Here is a 23927-nt window from a genome sequence, read left to right as displayed (position 1 = left end):
GGAGACCCCCTAAAGTGCAGCCTCGACGGTAATCGCCCTCACGTTCAGTCTACCGGGCCGAGTTTGGGAGATAGTGAGGAAGGGCGCGTCGGCGTAACCGCGAAGACCAGAGATTTTGATCGAGCGTGTCACGCCCTGGTCGAGCTCCGGAATATCGGCCTGGACGCCGAAGCGATGCAGGTCGACCTCGTGAAGGCGGCCGCCATTCGTCGAGATCGCCAGGCTCGTGGTATCGATGACGGAAATATGCACGGTGTGGATCCGGGCCTTGCGCTTCAACACGGTGTTCGGCCCGACGTCGCGTGGTGGCGGCAGCGTGGAAACGATCGGCGGTCGCCAGGTCCCGACGGTCGCGGCCGACACGGCGACCGGAAGCGAGATCTGGCCGCCGGCGACGGTATAGGGGCCGAACACATTTCGATCGCCGATCGCCCAAACCTCACGGCCATTGAAGCGGCTGAGGCCGGCAACGACCTTTTGTGCGACGCCGTAGGTGAAGTCGATCGCCTCATCGAGGAGCAAGTCGTATTCCATCCGCTCGAGCGACCGGGCGCCGGATCGCTCCATGATGAAGGAAAGCTCGTTGCGACCGTTGCGGGCCACGGCCTTGAAGGCCCCATCGGCAACCATGCGGGCGTAGGCGGTCACCTCTTGTTCACGCAACATGGTGACCAGGCGCGCCTGGCCATCCGCGCGGATGATCGCATGAAGGTTTCCGTCGCCCTTGTTCGTGGCCCTGCGCACCGCCATGTCGGTGACGTCCTCGAGGAGATGCGGCGCCAGCAGCGAAATGTCGGTTGCGACAAAGTTCCCCTCGGCGTCGGTGTAGCGGAGCTCGCCGATCGCTGCACCATTGGCATGACACCAGATGGCCGCGCCCTCGTTTTCTTCGACCGGAACGCCGCGCCGGATACCGTGCCTGGACGCCTGGACGTGGTTCGGCGCCTCGGTCTTCGAGATTGCTCGCTCGGCGATCCAGTATTCCGCCTGCGTGGTGAAGAGCAGCAAATTCAGCGATGGCACGATCGCCTCGATCTGCTCGCCACCGGCGATGTCCATCGGCACGAGAAATGGTCCGTTGGCCTCTGTGAAGCGGTCATCGTAATTGAAATAATCGGCCGACTTCGACGCCATCCACGCGTTCGGCAACGATTTGAACCCGCCGACGATGAGGCGCTGATTGTAGAAGCAGCCGCACTGTGGCCATCCCTTGGCCGCTGATATCACCGGCTCGCCAGGGGCGACGCCGACGGTTTGTTTTACAGAAAGGATGGCGGCGTCGGCTTTGTTGACGATGCGGCCAGAGACAGCCCATCCATCGCCTTCGTTTCCGGCGCCGCTGAAGGTGATGACGATCGTGCCTAGAACGGGGATGCCAACGGCAAAACCCGGCGAAACATTTGGCAAGTTCGTGAGTGCGGCATAAATGGCAGCAGCAAGGGCTGTCGTGTCGGTCGTATAGCCGATCGACTGCGTCTCCTGGCCCGAAACCGTCAGCACGAAGATGGTCGACCCAGACGTCAAACCGATCATTTCCAACCGCCACTGCGCCGAGACGCCGTTGGTGTACGCGGCGCCATAGTCGTATGTCGGCAGCTTTTCATAGGGCAGGTTGTCGACCGTCCACCCCGTCCCCGTCAGCCTGACACGCTTCGACTGCAGGCTCTGGTGAAAGAGCAGCAAAGTGTCGAGACGCTGCGCTGCCGTCATATCGGAAACGTAGGCCGACAGGCCAGCGATCGCAAAGGTCGCCGTGTTAGCCGTCGCGTTCCAAGCCTGGCAATTGTCACCGGCAAAGACCAGGTCGTAGTATGTCCCGTTTGACGCATCAAAGGGGATAATGCGCTCAGCGTTCGCCGGCAGGTCACCGATCAGCCGGAGGCCTTCCCGCAGACGAAAGCCTCCCTGGACCGAGATCGTGATATTTTCCGCATACTTCAACCCGGTCGAAAAATATTTGAGCGTGGTACGCTCCTCGAGGAGCTCCGAGAGCTCGCCGGCGGTGAAAGCGGATTGCGGGCGCCCAGGACTGGAAACCATCACGACCTCCAGGCATTGGTGAGCGGATTTCTGTCGACCTGGACGCGGCGCGGCGGATTGGCGAAACCGTCCTCGGACAAGGCAACGCGCATCTGGCCACCACGAAAACCCTCGCTTGGTGTGCCGTAGGCTTCCTGCATAAAATCGCTATAGGCGCCCCGGTTCGAAGCGATGGCATACGCGAGCTTCCCCGCAAGAGCCGTGATCGTGGCCGTCTTGAATGTCCCAGTCCAACGATTAGGATCAGGCCGAAATTTCACCATGGCGAAGAGCGGATCCGCGTCAGAGTGCACCTGGCCGCCCGTCAAAATGTAGCGGGTGAAGCGGCAATCAGGGTCGGTGGCATCGTCGCTCAAGAAGACGGGCAAACCGGTGTAGGCGCCGGGAATGTCATAGACGTGCGCATAACCGGTGAGCGGCTCGGCGTCGGTAAGCTTGGAAAGCTGGCGGACCTCGCGCGCGAAAGAAAACCCGGAAGGCTGCAGGCCGAGATTGAAATCGACCGTCTCGTCGTAGATGAGCGAAGCGCTCTGGCCGCCGCCTAGGTCGTCGGTCAGGCTCTCGACAGGATCCTCGCCGATGCGCGCGCAGGCCGTGTTGACGATATCGATGACGGAAAGAAGGGACACGGGCGGCTCCTAAAAACAGCAAGCCGCCGCCAGGGCGTGACACTGGCGACGGCAAGGCGGCAGAAAATCAGGCGACGTTCTGCTTGGCGATCGTGACGACGCCGCCGGCATTGGCGGAGACGATGTAATTGCGCCGCATCGGCGCGGTCGCCAGAGCCAGGGTCATGTCGATGTGGTCACCGACCTTGACGCGGGTCGCAAGCGAGTTGAAGTAGCCGGCCGTTTCGATCGCGGCCGTGTCGTCGTTGGTGACATACTTGTGTACGCCGAGGTTGGCGCCAGCCAGGCCGGACGGGTTGGACATGAAGTCGACAGTGCGGAAGCCCTTGACGTCGAATGCCATGATGAAGATCCTCTTTTCAGTGAACAAAGGCGGAAGCCGGCGAAGACGCCGGCGACCTGGTTAGACGATCGTGATCGCCGAGTTCGTCGACGTGGTGAACCGCTTGATGCCGTTGCCTTCCTGCAGGGTCGTCGCGCAGCCCTTGGCCTTCATGTTGATAGTCCAGACGTCTTCGCGGTTGTCCCACTGCGTGATCACACTGAGATCCGTGTTGTTGCCCCAGCCCATCGCGGACTTGTGCCAGATGAAGAGGTCCTGCTTGTTGGCAGACGGCACCGGATAAAGATCCTGCGCGTCCTCCTCGACGAAGAGGAACCAGTTGACGCCATTCCAGAAGCGGGTATCGGTCGCCTTCACGAAAGGAAGATCGCTGCCGACGTGGTCCGCGCTGTTGACGATCTTGTTCGCCAGAAGCTGGTTCCACTGCAGAGACGGCAGGCCGCAATACACATTGCCGTCCCACGGCACCTTGTCGTTCTGCAACTGCGCGCAAATCGTGAGGGCATTGGCCGCGCTGAAGGCGCCGGCGGAAAAGTCCTGGTCGGCAACAGTCTTTTTCGCCGCCATCTTGGCGTAGATTTCGATGTCGGTCGCACGGCCGAGAGCGTTGGCGCCGCTTTCGTAGACGACTTCCTTTTCATCCACGGTCATGCGGTCGACGTCGTATTCGTCGACTTCGTCGAAGGCGACCCAAGTTTCCAGGCTGGCTTCGAACTTCTTGCGCTCGCCGTTGCTCGGGATGTTGCGCTGGCGGCGGGTCTTCTTGACGGCCTTGGACTTACCGGCCAGCCAGAACACGGCCTTTTCGTTGTTCTCGATCCTGATTGCCTGGGTGACGGTCGGGCGCAGGCGGTTGCCCTTGTTCTGGTAGATCGCCATCGCACGGTTGGCGAACTGGGTCGTATTCCAGTTGTTGGCATTCACGGTCATTGAGAAATCCTCGATGTTGCTGGGGAAACACCGGGGTGGAGAGGCCGCAAAGGCCCGCGGGTCCGGTCAAGGCCGGAGAGGCCGCGGGCGCTGCAGGTCCGCCCTGTGCTGATCTCGACGATAAGCGGGCGGAAGTCCGGTCAACTTTATCGGTTGGAGGACAGGCGATTGTAAGCGTCGTCGTAACGCCGACGCAGATCCGGATCGAAGCGCTGGCTTGCATCCTTGTGATCGCGGTTTTTGGGGTCGATGCGCGGATCCGTATCGAGCTTGCGAAGATCGTCCATGGTCAGAGGACCGTTGCCACCACCGTCGCCTGAAACCCGGATGCCGCTTTCGCCGAGGCGGCCGGACAGCGCACGAAGAAGGACATTGCCAGCCGCCGTGTCCGTCATGCCGATCAGTAGCGCGTTGACGTCCTCCTTTAGCGCCTCGGGAACGTCCTTCAGCTGGGAAGTCAGCCCCTTTGCGAACGTCTCCGATGCAACAAGCGCCTCCTGCGTCCTGGTCGCATCCATGCCGGTCGCGGTCTGGAACGACTTGATTTCGCCAGCCGGGTCGAAAGGCTTCGCGAGAACACCCTGCTCGACGAGGGGCGAGTAGACGTCGGAGATGAAGCCGGCGAATTGCTCCTGGCTGAGACCATGCTTGTGCGCGGCGTTGCGCGCCGACGCGAAAGTCGGATCTTGGCTGAGATCGCCAAAGAAGGGCTTGAGGTTTTCGCCGGGCTCGAAAGTGTAGAGATCGGCTTTCTCGGGCGCCGAAGGCATCTTCGAGAGTTTTTCGCGCATTCCGCCGAAGCGCGTATTCAAATCGTTGTAGCCGCCAAGAAGCTTGCCGAGCGCCTCGTCCGCCGAGGCGCCGGAGAACTCAGACGGAAGCCCCTGCGGCGCCGACCAGCCACCGCCACCGCCGCCGTCGCCGCCTCCGCCACCGGAGCCGCCGCCTTCGCCATCAAAAACCGGCCGAAGCCGGGAAAGCAAATCTCTCATGTCACGCCTTCCTTTCAGGTTTCCCGAGGTTTGATTTTCTCGGCATTGCCCAGGGCAATCTGCCTGGCAATCTCATGAGCGAGAGCGTTTTGGCCCTCGCGAAACGCGCCAAATACGGCCATGGAATTCAGATCCAGGCCGAGCTGCGCGAAGAAAACAGACCGTCGCAGTGTCGTGTCGAAAAGCCGCTCGATAGCCTTTCTGCCATCCGAGCTCTTGGCGAACCGGGCCCAAGCCAAGGCAATCGCCTTGTCGTCCTCATTCTGCTTCGACTGATTGACGTTGAGTGCCTGTTGCACTGACGGATCGGCCTGGTCGAACCAGTCCCAGCCAGCGCGCGAGGCGTCGGCGATAAGGCTTTCCATCGGGTTTGCTCGCATCACTCTACTCCTGGTATGGCGCCGGTGGTGGCTGCCTGCAGCGCCATCAAGGCCGCCTGCTTCTCGGCCTCCTGCTTGTCTATCGCGGCACGCTGCTCTTCCGTGACGATGTACTCAGCCGGCACGCCCATCTCGCGGCCGACGTCGGTCATCAGCTTCTCAAGGTGGACGATCCGGTTGACACCGCCCGGCGCGCCGGTCGAGGCAAGGATCTGCAGGACCATTTCGAGCCACTGCACAATCTTCTCGATGCGGGCGGTCTCGCGCGCGATCGCCAGGGGCGATTTGACTTTCACCTTGACGAGCAGCTGGTCGATCGGGATCTCGTTGCTGATCAGGCCCATATTGTAGGCAAGCTCGATCACGCGCTTGATGGCCTGGACTACGATATCGTTGACCAGGCGACCGAACGAACCGAGATAGTCCGCAGCCAGGCGCTTGACGCGCTCGATGATTTCGGTTGCCGACTTTACCGCCGCGTTTTCCGGCGGCAGGCTCTCGTCGAGCATGGTAGCCTTCACGCTCGAACGCATGTCGTTCAAGACGAGGTTCGACAGATCGAGGCGCGGATCCGGGAAGCGATTGATCGAAGGGCCGAGCGTGCCGCCATTTCTGGCGACCTTCCAGAAAACGCCCGGCTCGAGCGGTGCGAGATCCGGGTTAAACACGCCATCGTCAACGGCGGTGTAGATGCCGAGCATGGCAATCGCGGCTGCCTGCAGCTGCAGGCGGGCGACCGTGTTGACCGTCTTGATCGACGGCATGGCCAGCATCGCGTTGCCGCGACCGTAAGTTTCGCCCGGAACGCGGAAATACCGAACGGTCAGCCAAGGGCACGTCCTGCTCTCGCTTTTGAAGATGATTTTTTCCTGCTTCTCGCACCACACGAGCATGTCCCAACGTCGACGCTTTCGATCCCAGATCGTGTCGACATGGACCTCGATCTGATCCTCTGGCTTGTTGGCAAACAGCTCTTTCAGATCCGTGCCGAAATCACCTTCCGGCCAGGTATCCATGAGGACGCGGATCGACATTTTGCGGTCCCAGAAGATCGCTGAAATCTTATTGTTTGGGCCATTCTCCCAGAGCAATTCGTCCATGGAGACCGAGATCGGGTTCCACAGCTTGTCCGGCTCGTCGCTGGCGCTTGGGTTCATCAGGATCGCGCCGTTTCCGGCGTTCAGATCGAGACCCATCTCATGGAAAGCGATATCCCAATCGCCATCCTGGAAGAACGACTGGGCGACATCACTCACCGGCTTCAGCCCCTCGGCGAGCTTCTCTTTTTCCGCGGCGGGGACCGTGGGGCCCGGCGCCAGTTCGAAGTTATCCTGGCCGGGCGGCCAGAAGTCCTGCTGAAATTTGCCTGCGAAACGGAAAGCCGCGTCGATCGCCGTGTGGTCGAAGACCTGGTCGACGCGCTTTTCGCCGGTACCGGTGTTCCGCGTCGATTTGCGGAACGGGATCGTATACTGGTAGGCCTCGTCGAGCAGCGGCTGAAACTGGTCGCGTTCGCCCTTGGCCGCGTTGCGGCGCGCCTTCAGCTTTGCTGTTTCGAACATCAGGCCTGCCCGAATTTATCGCTGCCGGATCCGGACAGGGACGTGTCGTTGATGAAGGTGAGAAGACGACTGCCCGACTTGCGGCCGGTCTTGCCGGCAGTCGCCTGGTCGGTCTCAGCCTGCTGCCTGGCGAGATCCGCCAGCGTCCGACGCTGCTGCGCCTCCGCTTCCTGCTTCTGTAGATCCGCTGCTTTCGCGGACGCTTTCGAGGCGCTCGACCCGCCTCCGAGCAATGTCGACATTCCAGATTTCCCCGCGCTCAAGTTTTTCAACGAAGCGAAAGCCGGCGAGCGCCGCGATGCGACGACCAGCTTCGGAGGTGCAGAGCACCACAATTTCAGGGTAAGAGCGGGTAACTAAGGTCAACCGTATCTGGCGGATGACGAAAAGCATGTGCTCGGCGAGCTCGGGGCGAACATTGAACCAGGCCTCGGCGCCGCCCTCCAAGGGATAGAAGCCGAACAGGCCGACCAGGCGGCCGTCGAGGCGCAGCGCGAACGTCTCACCCTCCGCCCACATTTCGCGGACGATGGCCCAATGAAGCGACGTTCTCGCGCCACCGAGCTCGGCCATGTCGAATATCGTTGCCGGCGTCGCGACCTCGAACCTCATCGCCGCCCCATACCGACGCGGTGCGGGTCAAACCCTCCCCGACCCCAGGGGGACTGCGCGGGTCCGCCGGAGGGCCGACTACGCGGATCCCGATCGCCCGCCCGATCGGCCGCGCCACGAATGACCGCCGTCCTGCCGCGAAAGCCGCCGATGAGATACTGCAGGCCGTCCATCAAGTCGGACCATGGATGCAGTTTCTCCGGTTGCTCCTCGAACTCGTTGGCCGAGTTCTCCTTTTTGCGCTTGAACCGGTACTTTCCGTCGAGCCCTTCCAGGAGCTGCGGGCACTTTTCCGGGCAGATCAGCAGCTCGCTATCCGGCTCATGATAGCCGCGCAACTCGGTGTTGACCGCGTCGAGGCGCATCGCAAGCTCGTTCGACCCCCCGAACGGGATCAACACCGGCAGGTGCAGGATCATCGACAGCATTTCCATCGCTGCCAGCTGGCCACCCTCGCGATCGGCGCCGAACTCGGCAGCAGGGTCGATCCAGACGCGCATGGTCTTCGCCTCGGCGTAGTCTGTCTCGAGCTTGAACTTGAGAGCCTCGCCAAAACGGGCGGGCCCCACACCATGGCCGAGATATAGCTCGTCGATCACCTTGATCCGCGCACCGACCGGCTGACCCAGGACCGCAGCCGGGTTGAGGGAGTTGGTCGAAGTATCGATCCCAATCCCAAGCGCCAGGCGCGGATCGAACTCGATGCGCCGGCGCGCAACATGGATCAGACGGTTAAACTTTTCGTGGACCGGCTTGCCGTGCCGGGAATAGCCGAACTCGTTCTCGACCATCCGCTTGATGAAGTGTTCGTCCTGGTTGCGGACGATACGAGCGTAGTAGTCTGCCTCGAGGTTGAACAGGTTTTCGGCCTGGTCGGAAAGCCCGGACGGCTGGCGATAAAGGATGCGGTCGGCCGTGACTAGCTTGACGAATTTCTTGTACACCCAGTTATCGATCGTCGGGGCGTTCAAGTCGCCGATGATCATACGCTGGCGCTGGCCGCTCACCAGGCGCCGGCCAAGCTTTCGGCTGAGCTCTTCGATCTCGTCGACCGTGAGCAGGATATTCGCGGAGGGATAACGGCCGACACGCTGCTCGATGTCGTCGAGGGCGCCGTCGACGTGGGTGTCCGCTTCGTTCAGCCAGCCGCCGGAATACTCGCGGCCCTTCATGAGAGTCTCGATCGAGTTTTCGCCCAGACCGGCGAATTCGGTCACGATCTCGATGCGAACACCGTCCGAACCCATGAAGCGCAGGGTGTGCGTCACCGGCCGATCGTTACCACCTGCCCACTTTGAGCCGATGAAGCCTTTCGGGAACCACTGCTTCCAGCTTTCCAGGACGGTCTTTTCCGCCGATCGGAAGGTGTCGCGAAGCACGATCCAGCGACACATGCGCGTCGGCTTCCCGTCTTCGGGATGCCAGGCGATAGGCGCTAATGTGGCGGCCATAATGCGCTTGAACGCGCAGAGCGTCGTCTTACCACCGCCGAGCGGCCCCATGATGAAGCTGGTGAGCGTCGTCGAGTTGAGGAACGACTGCCCCACAGGCCCGGGCGGCGTGTAATTGAATGGGTTGAAATCGCCGACATAGTCGAGCTCCGCAATCTTCTTGCGCAGCTCGACGTCGTTGTACGCCTTGAGGTCGTCACGCCCGATGATGTTTGCAATGTGGTTACTCATGGGCGGCAGCCCATGATAGCCGGGCGGACGCCCGGCGTGGAAAGGAGCGCCTGCGCGCGCATTAGCGCAAGCGCGCAGGCCCCGCTGATGTCGATCGGAGAGCGGCGGCCGACGGCAGTCGGACGACGGTCGGAGAGCGTCCGCTTTCCCTTCCCCTTGCCCAGGACAAAGCGAATTCCGCCCCCGACCCCGATCGGCGCGAGAAGCGGCCGTAGGGCACTCGCCGCGCGACCCCCGACCCCCAGGGCGTAGAGCCAAGTCGCGGCGCAGAAGCCCCAGAACACCACCTGTAATTGCCTTGATGCCCTTGGCACAAATTGGGATCGGTGCGCGTGCGCCAACCCCTGGGTGTGGGGGTGCCCCCCGCTTCCGGGAAGGCACTGCGCGGCAAGGGTTCTGGCCAGCCATGCGCCCGCCGCATGCCGCGCCGCGCTGGCCGCGCCGAGGGGAAAGGTGGCCAGGCTGGCCGACCGGTCGAGGGGGTGCCGATCATCGCCCAGGCACTCGGCCGCATCGATCGACCGGGTCGAGCTCGCAAAGGGAGGCAATGTCAAAAATGGCCGGTCCCCTTTCATAAGGGACTGCTCATGCAACTGATATTGTATCAGTATCATTTTTTCGTAAGTGATTGATTTCACTTGCTATTCCCTCCGCGTGGGACTTTTGCCGTGGGACTTTCCGTCGCCGATTCGCCTAAGCTATTGATTTCATTGAATGTGGCATCGAGCGGCGCGCCGACCGTGAGACCCTTCGCAGCGGCGATCGTCCTGGCCTGGTCGATCTGGTTGGTGTCCGCGTTGATGACCAGGAACGGCAGCCGCTCATCCTCGACGACCAGGCGCACCGGAGCCTTGCCATGCAGGTAAGGCGCCAGGTCCCGCGCGCAGGCCAGCTGCTCTTTCACGATCTCGCCCAGGGACGGCACCGCGAGCCCCATCTGCTTCCCGATCGCCTTGTAGGTCCGCTCGTGCTCGATGAAGAACGCCTGGACGCCGACAGGATCCGCCGACATGAACTCGGCCTGCAGCTGCAGCGGGTCTTTCAGCCCCTGCGCCTCGTACCAGGCGGCGAAATCCTGCGTCTTGCGGTTCGTCGAGCCCTTCGGACGACCACGGCCGCGCCGACGCTCGCCCTTCTCCGGATCCGAGGCGTCGAGCGCCTCGCTCGCCTCGGCGCGCCAATCGAGCCCCGATCCCGCATTTTCTCCGGATTTAATATTCTCGGCCATCCGATCTCACTGTCTAAGGACTGTCTATCGACTGTCTAATCCATTTTATTCAATCTATTCATATACATAGGTATATAAATAGACAGGTTAGACAGTTAGACAGCGTATGTTCTCATACGTATGCGGGTGCATATGCATCATATGAGGGGTTTAGGTGTCTAACTGTCTTCACTGTCTAACGAGTGTGGTTTCCTCAATGAAACCAAATAGTTGAAGCGCCAGTCGCGCTAGACACTCGTTAGACAGCTTAGACAAAGGCCAGGCGGCCAACACACGTCTAGGGTTACGCTACAGCAAGGCAAAAACCGTCAACCACACGCTTTCGCGCATAGCGGCGGGTCGGGGTCCGGGTTCTCTCTTCAAAAATGGCGCAATTTGGCGGTCCAGTGCCGCCGCAGGTTGCGCCGGCTACTGTTTGAGCCAATCCTTGTAGTCCTTCAGGTTGACGAAGAGGCAGCGCCGCTGGGCGCCGGCGACAGTGACGCGATTGCCCATCTTGCCGTCGCCCAGGTCGATTTCTTTCATGACGATCTCCGGCGGCCCTCGTCGAAGCGCCCAGCGCCAGCTGCCATTGCCGCCGCGATCGCCATAGGGCGTGTCGATCAGCGCCTTGCCGAGGATCTGCGACGCATTTGGAATGACCAGGACAAGACCCGTATCGACATTGCCGCGCAGGCCGAGGTCGATCGCGTTCAACCGCTCCCTCACGCCGCCCAACGTCGCCTCGGGATCTATCTTGAGCCGCTGGAGCTCCTGGGCGACGGTCTTCTTGCCGCCGCCGCTATGGACGTCGATCACGCTGGTCAGGATCATGTCGAGGCACTTCTTCCACTCGGGCTCGACGCCCTCGAGCTCGGGCAGCATGTGCGGTGCCAGGCGCTGGCCCCAGATGGCGTATCCGCCCTCCGATCCCTCATGTGGCAGGCCGAGGCGCTCAAGCCCCTCGTCGCCGAGCATGGTGTGCGCCAGGGCGAGGAACGTGCCGAAGGTCTTTTGCCCGCGGCTGCCGTGCCCCGCTTCGCGCAGGATCGCATAATATTCCTCGAGCCGGGTCTTTAGCTCGTGCCAGTTGTCCATGAGGATCCGCAGCAGCCGAGGTCCGACCGTCTCGGCCGCCTTCAGCACCGGCGCCTTGTTGCTGGTCGGCTTCAGCGGCAGCATCTCGATGATGACCAGGCGCGTCAGGTTCGCCGGCGGGATCGGCGGTGGATTGATGCCGGAAAAGCTGAAGGTCGATTGCGCCTGGAAGTCGACGCCCTTGTGGTTCTGGCCGCCGCGAATACGCACGGATCCGGAGGCGGCGTCGCGGGCCATCTTGATGATTTTCTGCGCCTGGTCGTGACTGTCGTCGCCCTCGAGCTCGTCGATCGCGATCGGCAGGCTGTCATGGCCGACCAGCTGATAGAGGCCGGCTTCACTGGCATTCGTGGTCGAGATCATCATGCGGCCGAGGATGGCGCGCATCAGGCCATGCTGGCCGAACAGTTCCGATTTACCCGTGCCGGCGTCACCGACCGAGAAGATCGACGGCCGCCAGTCGAGCGCGCCGCCGAGCATGGCAACGCCGATCCAACCGAGCAGGAACATGGCATCCGTGTCGCCACGAGAGAAATTCCAGGTTCGCAGCAACTCGATGATCTCGACGGCCGGATTGCCTTCGGGCTTGACCGCCTCGCCCCAGGGCGCCAGTGAAGGCGGCCGGCGCGGATAGATGAAATCGCCGTGCTCGCCGGTATCTTCCATCTCTCCGGAGATCCACATGTGATCGCCGCAATGCAGGATGAGATTGCCCTCGAGGTCGCGCCAGGCGCCACGGCCGCGCACGGTGTTGGACTGCGCCCAGGCGCCACGATGCCGGCAGGCCGCGTAGAGATCGCGCCGCACCCGCTCGCTCTTGAACGTGGGGTCGGCGATCATTCGCTTGGCATCCTTCGCCGGCCAGGCCCAATAGAGAAAATCCTCATGACCGGCGAACAGCTTCTGGATCCGCTCGACGCCGAGCGATCCGTCGCCGGTGTTGAACACCTGGCCCATCGTGTCGAGGAAGTAGAAACTTTCGCCGTCATAGCCGAGCGGCCGCACCGGGCAATCGTCCGGCAGGAAGCCGGTCTCGTCGAGCGGCGACTTTTCCGGCCACTCGCCTGGCTTGATCCCGTTCCAAGGGTTGCCAGGCGTCGGGTATTTGGGCGACTGGCGCCTTTCGGCCAGCTTTACCTTTTGCACCGACATGGAAACGAACCCGCCCACCTTGCTCGCTCCCTGGTCATTTTCCTGTGTCATCAAAAATATTTTTCCCCGTGGCCGGAAAACGGGTCGAAACCCGCCTTCCGGTTGACTTTTGACCGGTCAATTTCAGTCAGCTGATTTGGTTTTCTTCGACTTCACCCCATCTGTTGCCGTATCTCCGGCAACGTCTCCTGCAGATCCTGCGCTGCCATCTCCAGCAGGCGCTGATCCGTCAGCACCCGATGCTCCACCGGCCAGGTCGCCCGCATCGGCTCCCACGGCTTGCGGTTGGCCAGGAGCGCCGCCAGTTTCCGTGCCTGGCTGCTCTTCCACCGGCGACGCCAGTTCGCCAGCCTGACCTGTCGTTGCGCTGGCGTCGTGGTCACTTCTCCCTGATCGATCCGCCTCGGCAGATCCGTCATCAGAAAGGTCAGATACATCGCCCTGTGCAGCTGGATCCGCCGGCGCCTCGTCGCCTGCTTCCGGTCCCTTGTCTGTACTGCCTTCTTCACTGGTCGCCCCCTGTTCAATTCCAACTGACAATGCCGCCGGCGTTTCCGGCTCTTCCTGCAGCTCCTCGCCCACCGACTGCTCCTCGCCGGCCTCGGCCTTTTCGGCCGCGATCCGCTCGGCCTCGAGCCTGGCCGTATCGAGCTCGACCTGGTCGGCGAGGAACTGCGCCTGGTGCGGCTCCTGGTCGCCGAGTGTGCCGATCGGCTCGAAGATGCTGTCCTCGACCGCCAGCGCCGGCGCGGTTTCGTTGGCGAGCTCCGCGAGCTCGGCCGCGCGGATCTGCTCCTGCAGCGCGCGGATCTGGCCGTTGGCGATCTTGGCGACGGTCGCGAACATGCTGAAAGCTAGGCGGTGCGGCATAGCCAGATCGTCGAACGTCTGGCTGTCGGTGCTGGCGACGCCCATGCCGGTGATCTCAGCCCAGCGCCACAGTGTTTCGCCAACGCAATCCGTGTCGGTGACATAAAGCGCGAAGGCCGAGACTGTCGTCTGCAGGTCCTCGGCGGCCGAGGAGGAGCCGCCGAACCAGTTGACGGCCTTCACGCCCTCGGCATTCTCTGTCATCGAGAGAAACTCAAACAGCTGGCCAGCGGCGACATGCGCCACGCCGCCGGCGAAATCGGCCGGGTCGATATCCTTGATATTTGTCATTTCCATCCGCTCCTTAGCGCGTCGTTGACGTCCTTTCCCCAGTCGGCCGGCATGGAGATCACCTCCACCGGCTTTCCGAAGCCCTTGAGCCGAGCGACCGCCCGGCTGAATTGTTGCTGCGCCTGGCGCTTGCCCCAATCATTGTCCTTGAAGACGAGCCAGGAGGAGACGCAGCCGTGATCCGGCACGGTTCCAAAGCCTGGCAGAGATCCGGCCGACCACATCCGCAGATCCGGCTCGGCGACCGCGACCGACAGCCCATCCTCAACCCCCTCGACCAAGCCGACCAGGCCGAGCGCCGACGCCTCCGCCGCACGCTCGGCCGGCAGGCCGGAAGGGCCATCGGTCAGACGAATGACCAGGCCGGATGTCTCGGGAAACATCAGCTTGGCTTTCGGCACGTCGGCCTTGCCGGATCCGTCTGGCGCGAGAAACGTGTAGTGGCAGGCACCGATCTTGCCGTCCTGGCCGACCATCGCCGCGATCATCGCCGGCATGCGCGGCCGCTCCTCGATCATCCAGTATTCGCAAGCCGGGTGAAAACGCAGAGCGCGGCCGAGCTTGGGAACACCGGCCAGGTCGATATTGCGGGAACGCAGATAGACCTCGGCGAGAGAGCCCTCGATGGGCTGGCACGAGTAGAAGAATTTCCGGGCACGCTCGCGCGACGCCGTGCGCCTGGCCGTCTCTTTCGCCTCGGCGGCCGCGCGCCTGGCCGTCGCCTCCTTGGCAATCGTCTCGCGGCGGGCGGGCGACATGTTCTTCAGGCCGAACCTATCCTCGATCCATTCCAGCGCCGTCATGCGGGTGTCCGCCGTCACCGCGCCGGTCAGCGCGTAAGCGACCAGGTCGATCGCGTCGCCCTGGTCCCCCGACACGAAATCCTTCCAGGCACCGCGACGGGCACCCTGCAGCCAGACGCACATTTGCTCCGGCTTGGATTTCGGCCGGTAAGGATTGCAGACGTTCCAGAGCGACCGGCGATGATGCTTGCGGCTAGCGCGAAGCAGCTGCTCGACGATCCCCTCGAGGTCGTCGAGTACGCGTTCCTTGGCGACGGAAAAACGGCTCATGGCGCTATGACTGAAACGGCGAGAGTTTCGCCGATCGGGGCTCTGTCGCTTCAGCACGACGAACAGCCATGCCGACATATCCCGTCTCGAGACCGAACTGGCCACCACGAAGAACGAAGGTGACCTCCACCACCAGCGCCGGCGGTGGCGGAAACATCCCGCTGCGATCGAGCGGCCCGACGTCCGGATCATGGCGCTCAAGCGCCAGGAGATCGCCAGTCTGGTAGGCGCGATCGTCGAGCCGGATCTCGAAACTCTTGTCACCGCGCTCGATCGCGTCATAGAACGGCGCCAGGCATTTCAGGTAGTGCGTGGTTCCCATGCTCAAACTCCGATTGCTTGCTCGAGGCGGCCGAGAGCCACGTCGAAATTATTGTCGTCGCGCCGATCCTCGACCGCGCGCAGTAGCTTGGAGACGTTTTGCTTGGTGCAGCCGCAGACCTCGGCGGCCAGCGGCTGGGAGACGCCGCAGATTGTCACCAACAGGTAGATCTCGACTGCCCGCCGATCGGCGGTCTTGAGCTCGCTTGCAGCCAGGCAGAAGCGAATGCCCTTCAGCGCCACCGACGCGGCGCGCTTAACGATCCTCAATTCAGCCATCGTGCCCCTCGAACATCTTCTCCGCCGATCGGCGCTTCGCCTCGATTGTCCGCAGCGCAAACCGCAGCGCCCGGATCTGGCGCTGGAAGCCAAGCCCGGATTTGATCATGCGGCGGTAGGTGCGAATGGAGAGATCGGCAGCCTCTGCCAGATCCTCCTGGGTAATCTTCAGCCGGCTGCGGCTCGCCTCAATACGCGCGAGCGCTTGCCCCTGGTCCGGCCGGTATGGTGTCCGCTGCTTCATTTTCTTCTCTGGTGTTTTTTGGTGCAGTGCCCGCGCCGGCAACAACGGACAAAAGCCAGCGCGGGTATCGAAGCTTATTCGGTGGCAAGCTCGGCGTCGGTCGGCACAGGCGCCTTCGCCTTCTTGAGCTCGTCAATTCGACGATCGAGTTTCCAGGCGAGATCCTCGCCAAAACTCTCACTGCGCCTCGGCAGGAGACCGAGAATGATGCAGACGCTGTCATACGCGTCAGCTTTAGGACGGAGCCTATCGATGGTGGCGCGGAGCTCCTTGATTTCATCGCTGCAGCGCTTCGCCATTTCGATGAACTCTTGCTCGCTAATAGGTTTCGTGGTCATCGCTTCGCTCCAATCTGTATGTGGTTGAGTTGCAGGCCCTTGTTGTAGATCTCGACGATGGCCTTCGAGAGCGCGAGCGGCGCGTCGCCGCCGCCCATCTTCCGCAGCGCCTCGGCGTCGGCCGTCAGGATCTTGCGATCCTTCCCGCGCAGCTTGGTGACCAGGCGCGCTTCGTCCAGGTCGCGATTGTTGCGGTAGAGACGGGCGATCGCCTGGATCAGCGAGCCGTTGAGCGCGCCATTGTCTTTCGACCAGGCCGCGACCAAGGTCAGGCAAGCCTGCGTAACAGCCTTGTCGCCGTAGGACCGGATCGCCCGCTCGATCGCCGAGATCGAGCTCGTGCGGTTCGGCGCCGGCGTCTTCGTGCCAGGAGGAACGACTTCGCAGCCGGCCTCATCGAGGACCGCGCAGATCCGCATCATCGTTTCGTCGCCGGCCTCGATGCCTGCCCAGTATTTCTCCACTGTCGATATCGCCGAGCGGTTGAGGTTGACGCCGAGGAAGCTCTGCGCTTCCTCGTATGCCTGGTCGAGCCTGACGATCGCGGCCGGCACCTGATTGATGCCAGGATGTCGGGTGGCGGCGGCCAGGCGGTGCTGCCCGTCGTAGACAGTGAAGGTGCCGTCGCCCTGGTCGACGAGCATCAACGTTCCGAACTGGGACCAGGTGAAATCGCGCAGGATCTGCGCCACTCGTCGCTCTTTCAGCGGCCTCTGGTAGCTGGCATCGACGCGGATGGATCCGACATCGATGAACGCGAGCTCCGGAGCGTCGCCGATCTGCATGTTCACGCCTTGCATCAGATCAGCCTTCCTTGGTTGTGGTTGTCGTTCTCTGCGGCGGCCGCCTTGCGATATCGCAGGTAGGCCTGGCGCAGGTCGTCGATCGCCGCGAACGCAGGACCCGGCACGACGGTGATGCTCACCTGGTCACACATGATCAGGTATTGGGTGACGGTCGTTCCGGCCCAGCCGTCGGCGGCCGCATGACCGTTGAGCTCGTCGAGCAACGCCTGGTGGACGGCAGTGTTGTCCTCGAGCTCGCCTTCCGGGTCGCCGAGATCGCGGGAAGTGGCAAAGGCGCGAGATTTCATCGGCGAGCGCCTTTTGCCCGGATACGGATCCGATAGAGGAAGCGGATCCCCGGCTCATGGATATGAGCCATCCTGAATTCCTGCTCGCTGCGGTAAATGCGCGTGAGGACCTGGTGACCGGGCGCCCAGCTGTCGTGGCGGACGACGTACGCGATCCCCTCGGCCTTAGGCGCAGGCGGCACGACCGGCTTTTGGAAGAATATGGAAGGGATAGGAAAACCCATCATGCTTTTGCCCTTTCCATAATGATGATGTCCCGGGCCGCCTGGATCGTCCGGCAGACCACATGCTCGGGGATGCGAAGGAACCGGGCGATATCCAGCGTGTCGAAGCGCTTCGACGCCCAGAGCTCGAGGCAGTGCTCCGCCTGGTCGGCATCGATGAGATACTGGCCGACGCGCCTCATGGCTGCACCGGGCAATTCACGCCGATCGAGCGGCCTTCTATCGTCCTGAAGAAGCCGTGGCCCACATCGACCGTTGCGATCGGACGGCCTGGCGCCGGGCTGCCGAGCACGCCGACGATCTGCTCACCGGAGCGAAGCCAGATCGACGACACTGACAGACGAAGGTCGTCGACCCGCAGATTGACGTGGCCGTGAGGAACCATTTCGCCGCGGCACATGACGGGGCGATTTTCGAAGAAGGCGCGCAGGCCTTCCGTGTCATCGTCGCGGCCGTTGGCGAAGATGACGGGGCAGAAGAAGATCTCCGGCAAAGGCTTCTTGGGAGGCGCGCCGCCGAGGATCAGATCGGCCAGAAAGGCGACGACTGAACGGCCGCGCCCATACTCTCTTCGAAGTATGTTTTTCACATCACTCACCGCTCTTCCTCCTCGCGGAACTTTTCGGGGAAAACCGATCGGACGACTGCGGTGGTCGCGGCCTGCAAGCGGGCGCCCTTGCGGAGGCCGGAATAGATGGTGCGCTCGGGAATTCCAGCACGCCTCGCGAGGTCCGACCGGGTCATACCCCGCTCCGCTCGCCACTCATCAACTATCTTCCAGGTCAGCTGCATCACGCTCTTCCTTTGTCACTAATTTCATGAAAAGAGTGATTTGCGTGATTTCGTCAAGTGACTGTTCAAGAATTTCTTAGTGATCTCCTCCACCATATGTTTTGCGTTGTGGAAAATATTCGTAGAAAACAGCTGGATTGGCTCGACTTCGTCCTGAGAGCAAAAGGATGGAAGGTCGCGGAACTGTCTCGTCGAACGGGGGTCAACCCTTCGACGTTCGCCAAATTCCGCAATGATCCGGATAAGAAAGCGCAGCTGGAGCCCTCGACGATTATGCTCGTCGAGGAGGCGACAGGCGTCAAAGCGTACGAGAATACGCTGCACGCCAAGCCACGCGGCCTGGCTGAAACTGAGAGCTCCCGATATGAGGCTGAACCGCTCGAGGTCGTCGACGGCGCTGTCAAAGCCTTGAAAGCCGACAGGAACGGCGTGGATCCTTGGATCTTGCGATCCCGCTGCCTGGAAGCAGCAGGCTACCTTTCCGGTGACGTACTGATGGTCGACCTCAACGGCAAGCCGCTAGCTGGTGACATCGTGTGCGCGCAGGTTTACGACCGAAACGGCAAGGCCGAGACGGTATTCCGCATATTCGAGGACCCGTTTCTCGTGGCTTCAACTCTTGATCGTTCGCTCGTTAAGCCGCTGTTGATCGACAACGACCGGGTTGTGGTTCGAGGCGTAGTCATCGCCTCCTTTAGAGAGCGTCACGCCGCGTAGAGAAGATCGATGCTGCGCCGGACATTAGCGCGTAGCCGACTATCCCTGCCAGCCCTGGGAAGAAGACAACTGCGCATAGCGCCCAGTGCCAGCCCCATCCGTAAAGCGCCCCATACCCACCAATAACGGCGATTGCCACCGAGCCGACTGGTCCAAGTACAAACATGGCAACTGTCGCAATTACGGCGACCCACCAACCGTGCCAGCCAAACCAGAGATCCGCGCCCTCGAAGAAAGCCACAAGATAAAACCCAGACACGGCGAGCGACGCGATAAAAGCCAATAATGAGCCGGCCGCTCCAAGCATATTCCGCATTTCTGCCCCTACCTAACCGCCATAAATCTTTCCGATCCTCGCCGATATTGAAATGAACGCATAGTGTGGAAAAAGGTGACTTCGTCATTGCTTAGCACGCGCCTGCCATCACTAAATTCCCTGAATTCATGAACTCTCGCTTGATTAAAAGTGAAAATGATGAATATGCTCGCCCTGCACAACTGATTTGCAGGAGCGAAACATGCATTTGCAGGACCGCCTGGTGAAGATCGACGAGCTCGCCCAAGCGCTCGGCCGGAAGGAAGATTGGATTAAGCGCAACTGGCTGCGCATGCACCAGAAAGACGGAATGCCGCGCAAGGTGCCGTCTGCCTGGGCCTGGCCGCGCAAGGCGATGGAAGCCTGGCTCGAGGGCGCGATCGCTCCCCAGGCCGCCGAAGCGCCCGAGCCGCCCGCCATGCCGCTCGCTGTCATCGCCGCCAACGAGAATGCGCGTCTCCGCGCGAAGTACAGCGGAGGACGGGCATGAAGACGCTGCTGCAGTGCCGCCTCGAGCGACTGAAAGAGCAGGACGGCTGCCCTCTCTGCAGCGCGCCCCTGCAGGAGAGCTACTTCGACAAGAAGTTTTTCCCCGATGAAGAGGGCGACGACGGCTACCAGGCCAACATGGATGACAAAGCGGCTTTCCGCTTCGAGTGCGGATCCGAGTTCTCGATCGACGAGGACGACCAGGTCATCAGCCGCATTCCCTGCACCATGGCCAACGTCACGGCCGCGAGCCTGATCGAAAGCGATGGCGACGGCTATTACGAGGACCAGGAGGACGCGGCATGAGACCGGTGAAAAACATCGGAGCCGAGGAGGCTTTGCTTGGCGACGATCCGATAATGCGGATCATGGCTAGATCAAGCACAAGCACCTGGGCGGAACATTTTCAGCAGTGGGTCGATGACGAGCTCAATCGCGGCGAGGATCCAAAGTATCTGCTCTTTGCAATCATGGCCATGCAGGTCATGACCCATTCCAGCGTTGCAGCGAATTTGGTTGAACCGGGTGGCTATCAGGCGATTGCCGACAGCTACAAGGATCTGATCGACCAGCGGTGGATCCGCCACGCCCATCTGAGCCGCGCATACATCGAGAGCATCGAAGCATGACGACTCCGATCTCCGAAAACCCTGCCGTCACCAATCCCATGAAGGCGCTTACCGCCCAGCAGCGCAAGGCGCTCTCGGCCGTCGGCTTCTATCGCAACCAGCGCGACTACGGTGCGACCTGGATGCTCGGCAGCACGCGCTTTCCCGCCTCGACGATCGAAGCGCTCCGACGCCTCGAGTTGGTCAAGGCGACCAGTGGCGGCGGCCTCGATCTCACGATCGCCGGCACGATCGCCCGCGACAAGCTGAAAGGAACAGGCAATGGAAACGGTTGAGCTCATCGAGCGCCTGATCGCCACCAGCGATCCGCAGGACAAACTGATGCACGCTCTTATCGAGGCGCTGAAGGAACACCATGGCGCGACGGAGGCCGTGCTTGAGCTCGAGGCGCACATGCTGAAGGCTCAGGAGTATCGCACCTCGCTGATCGTCGAGGCGACCGTTCTGGAAAGCATGGAACTCCTGAAGAAGCGCCGCCGCGATGCCCGCAGCGCCAAGATGGCGCAGCTCCATTGATGGCCGTGACGCTCCTCGGCTGGACCTTCGTCGGCGAGATCGTGCTCGCCGTCTTTCTCTTGGGAGGGATCAGCCTGGTGACACACACCAGGCGATAGCTCCCCTGCAGGCGCCTCCGCCCCAATCCCAGCGCCTGTCAACGGCCCGGCAGTCTTTGTTTCGCGTGGCTGCCGGGCCGATCTGTTTTTGCGAACATCGAGTATAGTCATGGCCTCCAAGAAACCCGTCAAAATCAAATACGTCGAATGGCGCGACGGCCGCCCGCGCTTCAAGCCTGGACCAGGCCTGCGCAACCTCGGCTATACGCCGAGGGACCTCAAGCATCGCGACGGTGCATGGTTCACCGAGGGCGAGGCCATGGACTGGTCGAACAAGTTCGGCAACACGAAGCTTGTCCAGGACGATATCGACGCCGGCGGTACCGGCGTTATTCCTCTCGCCCCGCCGCCAAAGCCGCAAGGCACTTATCCCGTTTCGAAGCTTGCCGAGGAATGGTTGAAGAACCCGCGCCTGCAGCTGAAGGCCGACCGCACCCAGCAGGACTATCGCCAGAAGATCATGCTGCTCGGCGATCACGATCCGGATCTCTGGGCGAGCGAGGTCACGTCGCTGGACTATCAGATCTGCTACGGCCTTTATGAAACGCTCCTCGAGGAGCGCGGCGTGTCGACCGCGCGCGGCACCATGGGCGCCCTCGGCCGCGCCATCAAGTGGGCGATGCAGCGCGGAAAGGTGAAGATCCCAGTCAATCCCTGCCGGGATCTCGATATGGAGACGCCGGATCCGCGGGCTCGGTTCATCACGCCGGAAGAATTCAAATGGCTGATCTGGGCGGCCGAAAAGAAGAAGAAGCGCGTAGACGTCGCCGACATGATCTATTGCGGCGTCTGGACTGGCCAGCGCCAGGGCGACCGCCTGCAGCTCGAGACCAGCGCCGTGCGCAACGGCCGCTTCATTGTCTACCAGGGCAAGACCAGGGCGATCGTCAACCCGCCCGTCTCGCCGCAGTACATGGCTCGGATCGAGGAAGGCTACCGCCGCCGCAAGGTTCAGAAGGTGGTCAGCACCAAGCTACACATAAATGAGAGCACCTGGGAGCCGTGGAACCACTGGACCTATCGCCAGCTATTCGCAGAGGTCCGGCTCGAGGCGGCCAAGAAGTGCAAGAGCTGCGCCACGATCATGGAGAAGGATCTGCGCGCGACGGCCGTCACCTGGCTGGCGCTCGCCGGCGCAACGATCGCCGAGATCTGCGCGATCACCGGCCACAGCCTGAAGACCGCAACCGACATTCTGCGCCACTACCTGGCCATCCATCCGGATATGGCAACGACCGCGATCGGCAAGATGGTCGAATGGTTCGACGCTGGCGCTAGCATCGACATGGCAGTTTAACGAGGAAGGGTAGAATGGAAAAAGCGACGCTTATGGAGCTTGTCTGGATACAAAACCTTAAGGGCTTTATTGCCGGTAAGTTTCCGGCCGACGATCGATGGAAGGCTATATTTATCGAGCAGCTGGATCTCGTGAATAAAGAGGACGCAGCCCGCCGACAGCAGGCCCCATCACCCACTCATAATGTGGTGGCGACTGCGGCGGACGTTAACTCCGCCTTCGACCCTGCCAACGAAGCGTTCGGGATGGCCTTCCGAGACGGCTTCAAAGAAGGTTGGGTGTTCGCTGTCGATGCAAGCGGCAACGACTACCAAGGCGCGTGCGACGCCTTCAAAGAGACTGTAGCATCAGATGGTATGATCATGGGGGAAGCCTTCGACGCGCACCGACACGTCTACTTCTCGATGCTACCGCTTGCGTCCATACCCGAGTTGGGCGCTTCCCTTTCGCCGGCTCCCGCTGAGCGTTCGATGGGGCGCGAACTTCCGTCTTTGGATGATATTGATGCCCTGATTGAGGACCTTTTGGATGCTCAACAGGACATTAATCTTGCGGCGAACGAAACGATGAGCCAGCCGCTTTGCGACGCCTCCGCCCTGATCGACAAGGTTGAGGGAACGCTCCTCCGCATCCGCGCCGCTCTGTCCTCTCCTATGGGAGGCGGGGAATGACCAGGGCACAGTTTGTTTTCCGCATCTGGATTGCCATCGCCAAGGGGTGGAACATGAAGGCCGCCGAGGCGCTTCCATTCGCGCGCCAGGCCTATCGCGATTACATCGCCAATATAGGCGTGCCGTTCGGCCACCCTTCATATTCGTGGGATGTCTCGGCCGCCAATGTTGTCGCTGAGGAATATGCCCTCCGGTTCGGGGAGGCAGCATGAAGCTCCCCATCACCAAGGAATGGCTAGAGAAGCGCGCGGCGCTTGAAAACGGCCACGAGATCAGCGCGGGAAAGCCGGATTACGTTCCCGGCTTCGTGCCGAGCGCGGCTGATCGCCACTACAGCATGCTCATCGAGATCTATGACGCTCGCATAGCCGAGTTGCAGGCGACCATCGACCGACTGCGCTCTGATCGCGGCTACGTCATCGGCTGCATCGACGGCTTTGAGATCGCGATCGAACAGGCCGCGGCTATCGCTGGTGAATATGCTGGCAAGCATTCGGCCATCGCCGCCAAAATCAGAGCGCTTGACACAGCGTCAAGCCACGGGGAGCCACCAGCGCCCGTAGAGAGGGATGGCGATCGATGACGGCCGGCCACGACAAGGATTGCCCATGCACCAGGTTCGATGCCAGCTGGGAGTTTTGCAATTGCGAAGCTGGCCAGTATGGCAATGCCGTCGTCGATGCCTCTATCCCCATGCTCGCAGAGATAAACGCAGCCGCGAAGAAGGGCTGGCGCCGAAAGATCGGCTCAGCCCGCAAAGTTGGTTTCCGCACCTTGAACCGGCAAACCCCTCACAACGTGCATAAGTTCGCCACGACTAGGTTGAACGACATCGCCGGGCTCTTGCAGGAAATCGAGATGCTCTACGGCGAGACCGATATGGTGATCACCCAGCTGTGTGAAGCCTGGCGCCACCATGACCTGCCGGATCTACAAGCCCAAATCGACGAGCGGCTGAAGGACGACTTAGAGCGCGAAACAGAAGGCGACGGATAGCGACGAGATCAAACAAAATCCCACGGCCTTTATCAGCTAAGTATCT

33 protein-coding genes are annotated in these 23927 nt (G+C 61.7%); 11 read left to right on the top strand and 22 right to left on the bottom strand.

Features of this window, described 5'->3' with window-relative positions; genetic code table 11:
- Positions 1 to 9: 9 nt before the first annotated feature.
- The 22 genes from ACIQUB_RS07260 to ACIQUB_RS07155 form a co-directional block, all read right to left on the bottom strand.
- Complete coding sequence (locus tag ACIQUB_RS07260; RefSeq protein ID WP_402929072.1) at positions 10 to 2040, bottom strand: hypothetical protein; 2031 nt, start codon at positions 2038 to 2040, stop codon at positions 10 to 12.
- Complete coding sequence (locus ACIQUB_RS07255) at positions 2040 to 2669, bottom strand: hypothetical protein (protein ID WP_402929070.1); 630 nt, start codon at positions 2667 to 2669, stop codon at positions 2040 to 2042. The genes ACIQUB_RS07260 and ACIQUB_RS07255 overlap by 1 nt, the downstream gene beginning before the upstream one ends.
- A gap of 67 nt (positions 2670 to 2736) precedes the next feature.
- Positions 2737 to 3012: a hypothetical protein gene (locus tag ACIQUB_RS07250; RefSeq protein ID WP_402929069.1), complete on the bottom strand. Its 276-nt coding sequence runs from the start codon at positions 3010 to 3012 to the stop codon at positions 2737 to 2739.
- A gap of 60 nt (positions 3013 to 3072) precedes the next feature.
- Entirely contained in the window at positions 3073 to 3942 is an 870-nt protein-coding gene (locus ACIQUB_RS07245) for a phage capsid protein (protein ID WP_402929067.1), read from the bottom strand.
- A 146-nt stretch (positions 3943 to 4088) separates the two neighbouring features.
- The gene (locus ACIQUB_RS07240) at positions 4089 to 4934 is read right to left on the bottom strand and encodes a hypothetical protein (RefSeq protein WP_402929066.1); all 846 of its coding nucleotides are present in this window, start codon (positions 4932 to 4934) and stop codon (positions 4089 to 4091) included.
- Positions 4935 to 4948: 14 nt separating this feature from the next.
- Positions 4949 to 5299 carry a hypothetical protein gene (locus ACIQUB_RS07235; protein ID WP_402929065.1) on the bottom strand — a complete coding sequence of 117 codons (351 nt, stop codon included), beginning with the start codon at positions 5297 to 5299 and terminating at the stop codon, positions 4949 to 4951.
- Positions 5300 to 5313: 14 nt separating this feature from the next.
- Positions 5314 to 6876 (bottom strand): portal protein, encoded by a 1563-nt coding sequence (locus tag ACIQUB_RS07230; protein ID WP_402929064.1) that lies wholly within the window; start codon positions 6874 to 6876, stop codon positions 5314 to 5316.
- 114 nt (positions 6877 to 6990) lie between these two features.
- Positions 6991 to 7449 (bottom strand): hypothetical protein, encoded by a 459-nt coding sequence (locus ACIQUB_RS07225; RefSeq protein WP_402929062.1) that lies wholly within the window; start codon positions 7447 to 7449, stop codon positions 6991 to 6993.
- Between the two features lie 35 nt (positions 7450 to 7484).
- Positions 7485 to 9170: a hypothetical protein gene (locus ACIQUB_RS07220; protein ID WP_402929060.1), complete on the bottom strand. Its 1686-nt coding sequence runs from the start codon at positions 9168 to 9170 to the stop codon at positions 7485 to 7487.
- Between the two features lie 634 nt (positions 9171 to 9804).
- A complete protein-coding gene (locus tag ACIQUB_RS07215; RefSeq protein WP_402929059.1) occupies positions 9805 to 10398 on the bottom strand; it encodes a hypothetical protein in 594 nt (197 codons plus the stop codon).
- A 408-nt stretch (positions 10399 to 10806) separates the two neighbouring features.
- On the bottom strand, positions 10807 to 12678 hold the full coding sequence (locus tag ACIQUB_RS07210) for a hypothetical protein (RefSeq protein WP_402929058.1): 1872 nt from the start codon (positions 12676 to 12678) through the stop codon (positions 10807 to 10809).
- 72 nt (positions 12679 to 12750) lie between these two features.
- Positions 12751 to 13788 (bottom strand): hypothetical protein, encoded by a 1038-nt coding sequence (locus tag ACIQUB_RS07205; protein WP_402929056.1) that lies wholly within the window; start codon positions 13786 to 13788, stop codon positions 12751 to 12753.
- A complete protein-coding gene (locus ACIQUB_RS07200) occupies positions 13785 to 14861 on the bottom strand; it encodes a toprim domain-containing protein (RefSeq protein ID WP_402929054.1) in 1077 nt (358 codons plus the stop codon). The genes ACIQUB_RS07205 and ACIQUB_RS07200 overlap by 4 nt, the downstream gene beginning before the upstream one ends.
- 4 nt (positions 14862 to 14865) lie before the next feature.
- Positions 14866 to 15183: a DUF3850 domain-containing protein gene (locus ACIQUB_RS07195; protein ID WP_402929052.1), complete on the bottom strand. Its 318-nt coding sequence runs from the start codon at positions 15181 to 15183 to the stop codon at positions 14866 to 14868.
- Positions 15184 to 15185: 2 nt separating this feature from the next.
- Positions 15186 to 15461, bottom strand: a complete 276-nt coding sequence (locus ACIQUB_RS07190; RefSeq protein WP_402929050.1) for a hypothetical protein — start codon at positions 15459 to 15461, stop codon at positions 15186 to 15188.
- On the bottom strand, positions 15454 to 15705 hold the full coding sequence (locus tag ACIQUB_RS07185) for a hypothetical protein (RefSeq protein WP_402929049.1): 252 nt from the start codon (positions 15703 to 15705) through the stop codon (positions 15454 to 15456). The genes ACIQUB_RS07190 and ACIQUB_RS07185 overlap by 8 nt, the downstream gene beginning before the upstream one ends.
- Before the next feature lie 74 nt (positions 15706 to 15779).
- On the bottom strand, positions 15780 to 16043 hold the full coding sequence (locus ACIQUB_RS07180; protein WP_402929048.1) for a hypothetical protein: 264 nt from the start codon (positions 16041 to 16043) through the stop codon (positions 15780 to 15782).
- Positions 16040 to 16843: a DUF6551 family protein gene (locus tag ACIQUB_RS07175; RefSeq protein WP_402929046.1), complete on the bottom strand. Its 804-nt coding sequence runs from the start codon at positions 16841 to 16843 to the stop codon at positions 16040 to 16042. Before ACIQUB_RS07175 ends, ACIQUB_RS07180 begins: the two co-directional genes overlap by 4 nt.
- Positions 16843 to 17136: a hypothetical protein gene (locus tag ACIQUB_RS07170; protein ID WP_402929044.1), complete on the bottom strand. Its 294-nt coding sequence runs from the start codon at positions 17134 to 17136 to the stop codon at positions 16843 to 16845. The genes ACIQUB_RS07175 and ACIQUB_RS07170 overlap by 1 nt, the downstream gene beginning before the upstream one ends.
- Positions 17137 to 17359: 223 nt before the next feature.
- Positions 17360 to 17542 carry a hypothetical protein gene (locus ACIQUB_RS07165; RefSeq protein ID WP_402929043.1) on the bottom strand — a complete coding sequence of 61 codons (183 nt, stop codon included), beginning with the start codon at positions 17540 to 17542 and terminating at the stop codon, positions 17360 to 17362.
- Positions 17539 to 17958 (bottom strand): hypothetical protein, encoded by a 420-nt coding sequence (locus ACIQUB_RS07160; protein ID WP_402929041.1) that lies wholly within the window; start codon positions 17956 to 17958, stop codon positions 17539 to 17541. Before ACIQUB_RS07160 ends, ACIQUB_RS07165 begins: the two co-directional genes overlap by 4 nt.
- A complete protein-coding gene (locus ACIQUB_RS07155; RefSeq protein WP_402929040.1) occupies positions 17955 to 18104 on the bottom strand; it encodes a hypothetical protein in 150 nt (49 codons plus the stop codon). The genes ACIQUB_RS07160 and ACIQUB_RS07155 overlap by 4 nt, the downstream gene beginning before the upstream one ends.
- A 105-nt stretch (positions 18105 to 18209) precedes the next feature.
- On the opposite strand from ACIQUB_RS07155, the gene ACIQUB_RS07150 reads away from it, so the two are divergent.
- From ACIQUB_RS07150 to ACIQUB_RS07100, 11 genes are all read left to right on the top strand, one after another.
- Positions 18210 to 18869, top strand: a complete 660-nt coding sequence (locus tag ACIQUB_RS07150) for a hypothetical protein (RefSeq protein ID WP_402929039.1) — start codon at positions 18210 to 18212, stop codon at positions 18867 to 18869.
- A gap of 518 nt (positions 18870 to 19387) precedes the next feature.
- Positions 19388 to 19675, top strand: a complete 288-nt coding sequence (locus ACIQUB_RS07145) for a hypothetical protein (protein WP_402929038.1) — start codon at positions 19388 to 19390, stop codon at positions 19673 to 19675.
- Entirely contained in the window at positions 19672 to 19980 is a 309-nt protein-coding gene (locus ACIQUB_RS07140; RefSeq protein ID WP_402929037.1) for a hypothetical protein, read from the top strand. Before ACIQUB_RS07145 ends, ACIQUB_RS07140 begins: the two co-directional genes overlap by 4 nt.
- Positions 19977 to 20303, top strand: a complete 327-nt coding sequence (locus tag ACIQUB_RS07135) for a hypothetical protein (protein ID WP_402929035.1) — start codon at positions 19977 to 19979, stop codon at positions 20301 to 20303. Before ACIQUB_RS07140 ends, ACIQUB_RS07135 begins: the two co-directional genes overlap by 4 nt.
- Positions 20300 to 20578, top strand: a complete 279-nt coding sequence (locus tag ACIQUB_RS07130; RefSeq protein ID WP_402929034.1) for a hypothetical protein — start codon at positions 20300 to 20302, stop codon at positions 20576 to 20578. The genes ACIQUB_RS07135 and ACIQUB_RS07130 overlap by 4 nt, the downstream gene beginning before the upstream one ends.
- Positions 20565 to 20819, top strand: coding sequence for a hypothetical protein (locus ACIQUB_RS07125; RefSeq protein ID WP_402929032.1), 255 nt, complete (start codon positions 20565 to 20567; stop codon positions 20817 to 20819). Before ACIQUB_RS07130 ends, ACIQUB_RS07125 begins: the two co-directional genes overlap by 14 nt.
- Positions 20820 to 21026: 207 nt before the next feature.
- On the top strand, positions 21027 to 22214 hold the full coding sequence (locus ACIQUB_RS07120; protein ID WP_402929031.1) for a tyrosine-type recombinase/integrase: 1188 nt from the start codon (positions 21027 to 21029) through the stop codon (positions 22212 to 22214).
- A 14-nt stretch (positions 22215 to 22228) separates the two neighbouring features.
- On the top strand, positions 22229 to 22885 hold the full coding sequence (locus tag ACIQUB_RS07115) for a hypothetical protein (RefSeq protein ID WP_402929029.1): 657 nt from the start codon (positions 22229 to 22231) through the stop codon (positions 22883 to 22885).
- Positions 22882 to 23097: a hypothetical protein gene (locus ACIQUB_RS07110; RefSeq protein ID WP_402929027.1), complete on the top strand. Its 216-nt coding sequence runs from the start codon at positions 22882 to 22884 to the stop codon at positions 23095 to 23097. Before ACIQUB_RS07115 ends, ACIQUB_RS07110 begins: the two co-directional genes overlap by 4 nt.
- Positions 23094 to 23468 carry a hypothetical protein gene (locus ACIQUB_RS07105; RefSeq protein WP_402929026.1) on the top strand — a complete coding sequence of 125 codons (375 nt, stop codon included), beginning with the start codon at positions 23094 to 23096 and terminating at the stop codon, positions 23466 to 23468. Before ACIQUB_RS07110 ends, ACIQUB_RS07105 begins: the two co-directional genes overlap by 4 nt.
- Positions 23465 to 23881, top strand: a complete 417-nt coding sequence (locus ACIQUB_RS07100; protein WP_402929024.1) for a hypothetical protein — start codon at positions 23465 to 23467, stop codon at positions 23879 to 23881. Before ACIQUB_RS07105 ends, ACIQUB_RS07100 begins: the two co-directional genes overlap by 4 nt.
- Positions 23882 to 23927 lie beyond the last annotated feature (46 nt).

Source organism: Rhizobium sp. NPDC090275 (assembly GCF_044772225.1).
In the GTDB taxonomy this organism is placed as follows: domain Bacteria; phylum Pseudomonadota; class Alphaproteobacteria; order Rhizobiales; family Rhizobiaceae; genus Rhizobium.
This window is presented reverse-complemented; position numbering and strand designations above follow the sequence as displayed.

Excerpts from the sequence above, each read along its gene's own strand:
- ACIQUB_RS07260 (WP_402929072.1), bottom strand. The coding sequence starts at position 2,040 with ATGGTTTCCAGTCCTGGGCGCCCGCAATCCGCTTTCACCGCCGGCGAG.
- ACIQUB_RS07250 (WP_402929069.1), bottom strand. The coding sequence starts at position 3,012 with ATGGCATTCGACGTCAAGGGCTTCCGCACTGTCGACTTCATGTCCAAC.
- ACIQUB_RS07245 (WP_402929067.1), bottom strand. The coding sequence starts at position 3,942 with ATGACCGTGAATGCCAACAACTGGAATACGACCCAGTTCGCCAACCGT.
- ACIQUB_RS07240 (WP_402929066.1), bottom strand. The coding sequence starts at position 4,934 with ATGAGAGATTTGCTTTCCCGGCTTCGGCCGGTTTTTGATGGCGAAGGC.
- ACIQUB_RS07235 (WP_402929065.1), bottom strand. The coding sequence starts at position 5,299 with ATGGAAAGCCTTATCGCCGACGCCTCGCGCGCTGGCTGGGACTGGTTC.
- ACIQUB_RS07230 (WP_402929064.1), bottom strand. The coding sequence starts at position 6,876 with ATGTTCGAAACAGCAAAGCTGAAGGCGCGCCGCAACGCGGCCAAGGGC.
- ACIQUB_RS07225 (WP_402929062.1), bottom strand. The coding sequence starts at position 7,449 with ATGGCCGAGCTCGGTGGCGCGAGAACGTCGCTTCATTGGGCCATCGTC.
- ACIQUB_RS07220 (WP_402929060.1), bottom strand. The coding sequence starts at position 9,170 with ATGAGTAACCACATTGCAAACATCATCGGGCGTGACGACCTCAAGGCG.
- ACIQUB_RS07215 (WP_402929059.1), bottom strand. The coding sequence starts at position 10,398 with ATGGCCGAGAATATTAAATCCGGAGAAAATGCGGGATCGGGGCTCGAT.
- ACIQUB_RS07210 (WP_402929058.1), bottom strand. The coding sequence starts at position 12,678 with ATGACACAGGAAAATGACCAGGGAGCGAGCAAGGTGGGCGGGTTCGTT.
- ACIQUB_RS07205 (WP_402929056.1), bottom strand. The coding sequence starts at position 13,788 with ATGACAAATATCAAGGATATCGACCCGGCCGATTTCGCCGGCGGCGTG.
- ACIQUB_RS07200 (WP_402929054.1), bottom strand. The coding sequence starts at position 14,861 with ATGAGCCGTTTTTCCGTCGCCAAGGAACGCGTACTCGACGACCTCGAG.
- ACIQUB_RS07195 (WP_402929052.1), bottom strand. The coding sequence starts at position 15,183 with ATGGGAACCACGCACTACCTGAAATGCCTGGCGCCGTTCTATGACGCG.
- ACIQUB_RS07190 (WP_402929050.1), bottom strand. The coding sequence starts at position 15,461 with ATGGCTGAATTGAGGATCGTTAAGCGCGCCGCGTCGGTGGCGCTGAAG.
- ACIQUB_RS07185 (WP_402929049.1), bottom strand. The coding sequence starts at position 15,705 with ATGAAGCAGCGGACACCATACCGGCCGGACCAGGGGCAAGCGCTCGCG.
- ACIQUB_RS07180 (WP_402929048.1), bottom strand. The coding sequence starts at position 16,043 with ATGACCACGAAACCTATTAGCGAGCAAGAGTTCATCGAAATGGCGAAG.
- ACIQUB_RS07175 (WP_402929046.1), bottom strand. The coding sequence starts at position 16,843 with ATGCAAGGCGTGAACATGCAGATCGGCGACGCTCCGGAGCTCGCGTTC.
- ACIQUB_RS07170 (WP_402929044.1), bottom strand. The coding sequence starts at position 17,136 with ATGAAATCTCGCGCCTTTGCCACTTCCCGCGATCTCGGCGACCCGGAA.
- ACIQUB_RS07165 (WP_402929043.1), bottom strand. The coding sequence starts at position 17,542 with ATGAGGCGCGTCGGCCAGTATCTCATCGATGCCGACCAGGCGGAGCAC.
- ACIQUB_RS07155 (WP_402929040.1), bottom strand. The coding sequence starts at position 18,104 with ATGACCCGGTCGGACCTCGCGAGGCGTGCTGGAATTCCCGAGCGCACC.
- ACIQUB_RS07145 (WP_402929038.1), top strand. The coding sequence starts at position 19,388 with ATGCATTTGCAGGACCGCCTGGTGAAGATCGACGAGCTCGCCCAAGCG.
- ACIQUB_RS07140 (WP_402929037.1), top strand. The coding sequence starts at position 19,672 with ATGAAGACGCTGCTGCAGTGCCGCCTCGAGCGACTGAAAGAGCAGGAC.
- ACIQUB_RS07135 (WP_402929035.1), top strand. The coding sequence starts at position 19,977 with ATGAGACCGGTGAAAAACATCGGAGCCGAGGAGGCTTTGCTTGGCGAC.
- ACIQUB_RS07130 (WP_402929034.1), top strand. The coding sequence starts at position 20,300 with ATGACGACTCCGATCTCCGAAAACCCTGCCGTCACCAATCCCATGAAG.
- ACIQUB_RS07125 (WP_402929032.1), top strand. The coding sequence starts at position 20,565 with ATGGAAACGGTTGAGCTCATCGAGCGCCTGATCGCCACCAGCGATCCG.
- ACIQUB_RS07120 (WP_402929031.1), top strand. The coding sequence starts at position 21,027 with ATGGCCTCCAAGAAACCCGTCAAAATCAAATACGTCGAATGGCGCGAC.
- ACIQUB_RS07115 (WP_402929029.1), top strand. The coding sequence starts at position 22,229 with ATGGAAAAAGCGACGCTTATGGAGCTTGTCTGGATACAAAACCTTAAG.
- ACIQUB_RS07110 (WP_402929027.1), top strand. The coding sequence starts at position 22,882 with ATGACCAGGGCACAGTTTGTTTTCCGCATCTGGATTGCCATCGCCAAG.
- ACIQUB_RS07105 (WP_402929026.1), top strand. The coding sequence starts at position 23,094 with ATGAAGCTCCCCATCACCAAGGAATGGCTAGAGAAGCGCGCGGCGCTT.
- ACIQUB_RS07100 (WP_402929024.1), top strand. The coding sequence starts at position 23,465 with ATGACGGCCGGCCACGACAAGGATTGCCCATGCACCAGGTTCGATGCC.